Source organism: uncultured Mailhella sp. (assembly GCF_944324575.1).
Taxonomy (GTDB): Bacteria; Desulfobacterota; Desulfovibrionia; order Desulfovibrionales; family Desulfovibrionaceae; genus Mailhella.
Window position 1 is genome coordinate 22,088 of sequence record NZ_CALUWV010000025.1, and the last position, 6,000, is coordinate 28,087.

Here is a 6,000-nt window from a genome sequence, read left to right on the forward strand (position 1 = left end):
GCGGCAGCCGTTGGCGCAAAGCTCCTTACGGATGGCGCAGCAGCGCTGTTATTTCCCCCGCAAGCTGCCTTTCATGGGGGCCCGGGGAAGATGATCTCCCCCCGGCGGAGTGCGGGGCGGCTCCCCGTGGCTCCTCGCTGTCCCCCCTTTCTTTATTTTCCAATGAGTTCAAGGCTGTGGCAGGCTCTGGCCGTGGCCTTGAGGCGTTTCAGGTGGTTGTTGAGCTGGAGCACGCAGCCGGGGCACTGGGCGGTGACGACGTCGGCTCCGCTTTCGATGACGGCTTTGGCTCTGGCCTCGCCGAGTTCGTCGGCAATGTCGGGGTTCTTGAGGCTGGAGATGCCTCCGCCGCCGCAGCAGGCGCCGGGGTCGGGCAGTTCCACAAGTCTTATCCACGGCTTTGCGGCGAGTTCCTCGCGGATGGAGCGCTTCACCTGATTGTCGAGGCGGAAGTGGCACGGATCGTGCACGGCGACGACAAGGGGATCGGTGGCGCTTATGGGGCGCTCATGCTGACGCAGCAGGGCGGCTGCGGGCAGGGGCGGCAGGGGCGAGTCGAAACCGAAGCGCGCGTCGTGGCGGCGCAGGAACACGGCGGCGTCCGTGATGCGTCCGGCAAGTTCCTTGCCCGCGAGGGTGTATTCGCGCGAGAGCGTGCGGTGGCAGGTGGCGCACAGGGTGAGCACGGGCATGTCGGGGCAGGAGGCGAAGACTTCCGCGTTGTGGGCCTGCGCCTTTTCAAAGGCTTCGCCGAAGCCGCTGAGCTGGGCGGGCGCGCCGCAGCAGGACTGTGCGCGGGGCAGAAACACGGTATAGCCGCGCGCGGTGAGGGCGTTCACGAGCCGAAGCGAGGCTTCCACGTTCACAAGGCCGCCGAAACAGCCGGTGAACAGGGCGACCTCGCCTATCTGCGTGACGTTGTCCGGCGGCATGATGCGCTCGGGCAGAATGTCGAACAGGGATTTTTTCGCCAGAGCGGGCATGCTGCGCTTGCCTGCCGCGCCGCACAAGGCGTCTGGCAGATGGCGTATGCTGCCTCTCCGGTCCAGGGGGAAAAGCCACTGGAAGAGCGAGCAGGCGCGTATGACCTTGCGCGTGAGCTCGCGCCGGGGCAGCAGGGCGCAGGTGACGAGCTTTTCAAGGCGGCGCTTCATGGTGAGCCTGCCGTCGCCTTCGGCGAGGCGCGCATCGAGAATGATCTGTGCGCCGTCCACGCCCTTGCCGCATATTTCCGTGCAGGCAAGGCACTGCATGCAGCTTTTGATGGCTTCGTGGTAGCGTTCGCCGGGCGCAAGCTCGCCGGAGGCCACGGCGCGGGCAAGGTCGATGCGGGCGCGCGGGCCGAAGGTTTCCACCAGGTGATGCCGGTAACTGGGGCACACGCTGAGGCAGCGGCCGCAGTATTCGCAGGTGGGACCGTTCATGGCTATCTCTCCAGCTTTCCGGGATTCATGATCCCGTAGGGATCGAACAGGCGGCAGATGCCGCGCATGATGCGCATCTGCTCGTCGCCGAGCTGCATGGGCATGTAGGCTTTCTTTTCAAGGCCTATGCCGTGCTCGCCGCTGATGGTGCCGCCAAGTTCCAGAATCGCGCGGGTGGAGGCGTCGCAGAAGGCTTCATATGCCGCGGCTTCCTCGGGCTTGCCCGGGCTGTAGAGCACCATGGGATGCAGATTGCCGTCGGCCGCGTGGGCGATGGTCACCACGTTGCAGTGCGTTTCGGCAGCCAGCGTTTCCATGATCTTCAGCGCGCGGGGCAGCAGCGAAATGGGCACGGCGTAGTCGAGCGTGACCAGCCTGTCGGCCTGACGCACCAGCGCGGCCGTGCCGCCGCGGCGGGCCTTCCACAGAACGTCGCGTTCCTCTTCGCTGTGGGCGAATTCCATGCCGATGGCGTGATGTTCGTTGCAGATGGTCTCTATGGTCTTCATCTGGCCTTCAAGCACCATGTCCGCGCCGTCCACTTCAATGAGCAGCGCCGCGCCTGCGCCTTCGGGGCAGGGCACGCCGTACACCTCGGCCACGGTTTTCAGAAACACGCCGTCCATGAGTTCCAGTGTGCAGGGCAGAATGCGGTGGCTCACGATGTCCGTGACTACGGAACCGGCTTCGGCGGCGTCCTTGAAGTAGGCGAGCGCCGTGCGGATGCTTTCGGGCAGCGGAACGAGCTTGACCGTGACTTCCGCAATGAAGCCGAGAAGTCCTTCGGAACCGCACAGAAGACGCGGCAGGTCGAAGCCGGTGACGTCCTTCTGGCAGCGGTTGCCCATGCGCACGATTTCGCCGCCGGGCAGCACCACGGTGAGGCCGAGCAGATAATCGCGCGTGACGCCGTATTTGGCGCCGCTCGCGCCGCCGGCGTTGGTGGAGACGTTGCCGCCTATGGTGGAATACAGGCAGGAGGTGGGGTTCGGCGGATACATGAGGCCCTTTTCCGCCGCGGCCTTCTGAAGATTGCCGGTCACGCAGCCGGCCTGCACGCGGGCCAGACGATCGGTGACGGACACCTCGAGAATCTTGTTCATGCGCGAGCTGCACAGCACGAGGCCGCCCAGCACCGGCACCGGAGAACCGGCAAGGCTGGTGCCCGAACCGCGCGGATACACCGGAACGTGATGCTGGTTGCACAGCCGCATGACGGCCGAAACTTCTTCCACCGTGGCGGGCAGGGCCACGGCGTCGGGCTTGTGATTGGCAAAAAGGTCGTAGGCGAAGGAGCGCAGATCCTCTTCGCTCTCAAGAAAGCCCTCGGGTCCGAGAATCTTTTTCAGCTCGTCGGCAATGCCGGAAGGCAGGCTCATGAAACGTCTCCTTGAAATCTGTGGGGAATGCGGGCGGAAAGCCGGACTCGTCCGCCGCAGGTGCGGCCCGTTGTATCCCCTTGCGATGAGAATGTGAAGCAGGCAGGAAGCCGGGCGGCAGGGGAAAGGCGGCCTGAAAGAAGGCCGGAAGCCTGCCGTGCGGCGCGTCCGCCGGGATGGGGAGGCGGAGAGAGCGCCTCCGCCTTCCGCTATTTGTTTTTGAGATAGTCCTCGATGCGGTCCATGGCTTCGGAGAGCTTGTCTTCGTCCACGGTGCAGGCGATGCGTATGCAGCCGTCCACGGTTTCTTCCGGTCCGAAGGGGAAGCCCGGCACCACGATGACCTGCTTCTTGTCCAGAAGATCGAGGGCGAAGGCGAGAGAATCGCCCCTGGCGGCCTCGATGTGCGGGAAGAGGTAGAAGGTGCCCGCAGGTTCCAGACAGCGCACGCCGGGCATGGCGTTGAGGCGCGCGGCGGCAAGATGCGTGCGGCGGCGGTAGGCCTCGCGGAAGGCCTCGAATTCTTCCTTCGGGCCGGTGAGCGCGGCAAGGGCGGCGCGCTGGTTGGGCGTGCCGGTGCTGGCCACGGAATAGCTCAGAACCTTGATCATTTCCTTCATGATCCACGAGGGGCCGAGCGCGTAGCCCACGCGCCAGCCGGTCATGGCAAAGGCCTTGGAGAAGGAATTGAGCACCACCGTGCGATCGAACATTCCCGGACGCGTGGCAATGCTTTCCGGTCTGCCGCCAAAAAAGATGCTGTCGTACACCTCGTCGGAAATCACGATGAGGTCGTGGCGCACGGCGAATTCGGCGAGCATGTCCAGCGTGGCGGCGTCGAGCACGATGCCGGAGGGATTGCAGGGCGAGTTGATGAGAAGGGCGCGGGTTTTCGGCGTAACGGCCTTTTCCATGGCCTCGAGGGTGGGCAGAAAGCCGTTGTCGAAGCTGGTGGGAACCTGCACGAGCTTTCCTCCGGCAAGGACGCAGTGACCGAGATAGTCGGAGAAGCAGGGCGCGGGAGAGAGAACTTCGTCCCCTTCGTCGAGAATGGTGCGCATGACGGCGAGAAGGCCGTGCATGGCGCCGGAGGTGATGAGCAGGTTTTCGCCCTGCCAGGGCAGGCCGGACTTGGCGCGTTCGGCTTCGAGCAGGGCGGCGCGCAGTTCGGGATCGCCCGAGGAGGCCGCGTAGTGGGTAAAGCCCTTCATGGCGTCCTTCATGGCGGCCTCGCACACGAAGGAGGGCGTGTCGAAGTCGGGTTCGCCTATGCTGAGGGAAATGACGTTGTCATATGCCGAGGCTTTTTCGAGCATGCTGCGGATGACGCTGAAGCGCAGCGGCGTGACATGGGAGCTGAGAGTCGTGTTCATGACGGATACCGTTTTGCAGAAAAAGCGGCCTTGCTGCCGCCTGGCTGAGGTTGGGAACGCCTGCGCCCGCGCACGGGAAAGAAGGGGCTTTTCCGTGCGCGGGCGGCGCGTGGAGAAAGGAAGACCGGCGCACGGCGTGCCGCGGAACCGGAACGGTGCGCCGGAGCAGGGGAGGTTCTGAGCAGATCCCCTGCCCCGGCGTTGTCGGACGTGTTACAGATAGCCCAGCATTCTGGGAATGGTGAGGCAGAAGGCGGGCACGTAGGTGACGAGCAGAAGCACGGCGAGCTCTACGGCGATGAAGGGCAGCACGGAGCGTATGACGTAGGAGAGGTCAAGCTTGGTGACGCCGCATATCACGAACAGACACACGCCGAGCGGCGGCGTGAGCAGGCCGACGGCCATGTTGAGCACCATGATCATGCCGAAATGCAGAGGTTCGATGCCCACCTGCGTGGCCACGTTGAGCAGGGTGGGGGCCAGAATGATAATGGCCGCGCCGCCTTCCATGAACATGCCCACGAAAAGCAGCAGCACGTTGAGCAGCAGCAGAATGACGAGCTTGTTGCTGGTGACGGACTGGATGAGAGCCGCAAGCTGGTTGGGAATCTGTTCGGCGGCGAGCAGCCAGGCGAAGGCGTTGGCCGTGCCGATGATGAGAAGCAGAACCGCGGTGGTGAGCACGCTTGAGCCGAGCACCTCGATGAGGTCCTTCAGGCGCAGGGTGCGGTGGCAGATGCCGAGAAGCAGGGCATAGAGCACGGCCACGGCCGCGGCCTCGGTGGAGGTGAAGATGCCGAACATGATGCCGCCCATGATGATGGTGGGGGCCATGAGGGCGGGCAGCGCCTTCCAGAATTCGCGGCAGAAGCGCTTGATGGTGAGGGGATTGGGGTCGCGGGGGTAGTTTTCGCGGATGGCCACGAAATAGCTGTAGGCCATCATGCCGAGGCCGAGCATGATGCCGGGCACGATGCCGGCCATGAACAGGCCGCCTATGCTCATGCCGGTGGTGACGCCCATGATGACCATGAGGATGGAAGGCGGAATGATGGGGCCCATGGTGGAGGCGGCTGCGGTGACGGCCGCGCTGAAGCCGGGATTGTAGCCGTTCTTTATCATGCCGGGCACCATGATGGAGCCTATGGCCGCGGCATCGGCCACGGCGGAACCGCTGATGCCGCCGAGGAACATGGAGGCCGCAATGTTGGAATGGGCGAGACCGCCGGGAATGCGGCCCACCAGCATGTAGGAAAAGTCGATGAGGCGCTGCGTGATGCCGCACTTGTTCATGAGGTCGCCCGCGAGCACGAAGAAGGGCACGGCAAGCAGGGAGAAGGAGTTGAAGCCCTGAAACATTCGCTGCACCACCACGAGCAGGGAGGTGTCGTGCAGCATGAGGCCGGCCACGGTGGTGAAGGCAAGGCACAGGGCTACCGGCACGCCGAGAAACAGCGATACCAGAAAGACGAGAAAGATGAGCATGAGCATGACGTGATCCCTACTTGCTGTCGTGGTTCTGAGAGAGGGGGTCGAAGACCGGGACGTCCTGCGTGTTTTCGCAGGTGGCGGCCACTTCGGAAATGTCTTCCATGACGGTGCTTGCGATGCTGGCGTTGGAACCGGCTTCGGTGGGGAAGCGGTCCTGAAGCATGTCGGCAATCATGGAAAGAGCCATGAGCGCGCCGCCCACGGGCAGACACAGATAGGGGTAGATCATGGGAAGCTGAAGCGCGGGCGAAACCTGCATGGCGCCGCGCATGGCAAAGGCCCAGCCCTTCACCGTGACGAGCAGGAAGAAGGCCAGCATGACAAGCTGAATGA

General features: G+C 64.1%; 5 protein-coding genes. All 5 read right to left on the bottom strand.

What is annotated here, in order from left to right; genetic code table 11:
* Window positions 1-152 precede the first annotated feature (152 nt).
* A complete protein-coding gene (locus Q0J81_RS04895; RefSeq protein WP_294446334.1) occupies window positions 153-1,424 on the bottom strand; it encodes a (Fe-S)-binding protein in 1,272 nt (423 codons plus the stop codon).
* Between the two features lie 2 nt (window positions 1,425-1,426).
* Window positions 1,427-2,803: an FAD-linked oxidase C-terminal domain-containing protein gene (locus tag Q0J81_RS04900; RefSeq protein ID WP_294446335.1), complete on the bottom strand. Its 1,377-nt coding sequence runs from the start codon at window positions 2,801-2,803 to the stop codon at window positions 1,427-1,429.
* 209 nt (window positions 2,804-3,012) lie between these two features.
* Window positions 3,013-4,176: a pyridoxal phosphate-dependent aminotransferase gene (locus Q0J81_RS04905; RefSeq protein ID WP_294446336.1), complete on the bottom strand. Its 1,164-nt coding sequence runs from the start codon at window positions 4,174-4,176 to the stop codon at window positions 3,013-3,015.
* Between the two features lie 213 nt (window positions 4,177-4,389).
* Window positions 4,390-5,667, bottom strand: a complete 1,278-nt coding sequence (locus Q0J81_RS04910) for a TRAP transporter large permease (RefSeq protein ID WP_294446337.1) — start codon at window positions 5,665-5,667, stop codon at window positions 4,390-4,392.
* Between the two features lie 10 nt (window positions 5,668-5,677).
* Window positions 5,678-6,000 (bottom strand): TRAP transporter small permease (locus Q0J81_RS04915; protein ID WP_294446338.1); only part of this gene is annotated, 323 nt, incomplete at its 5' end.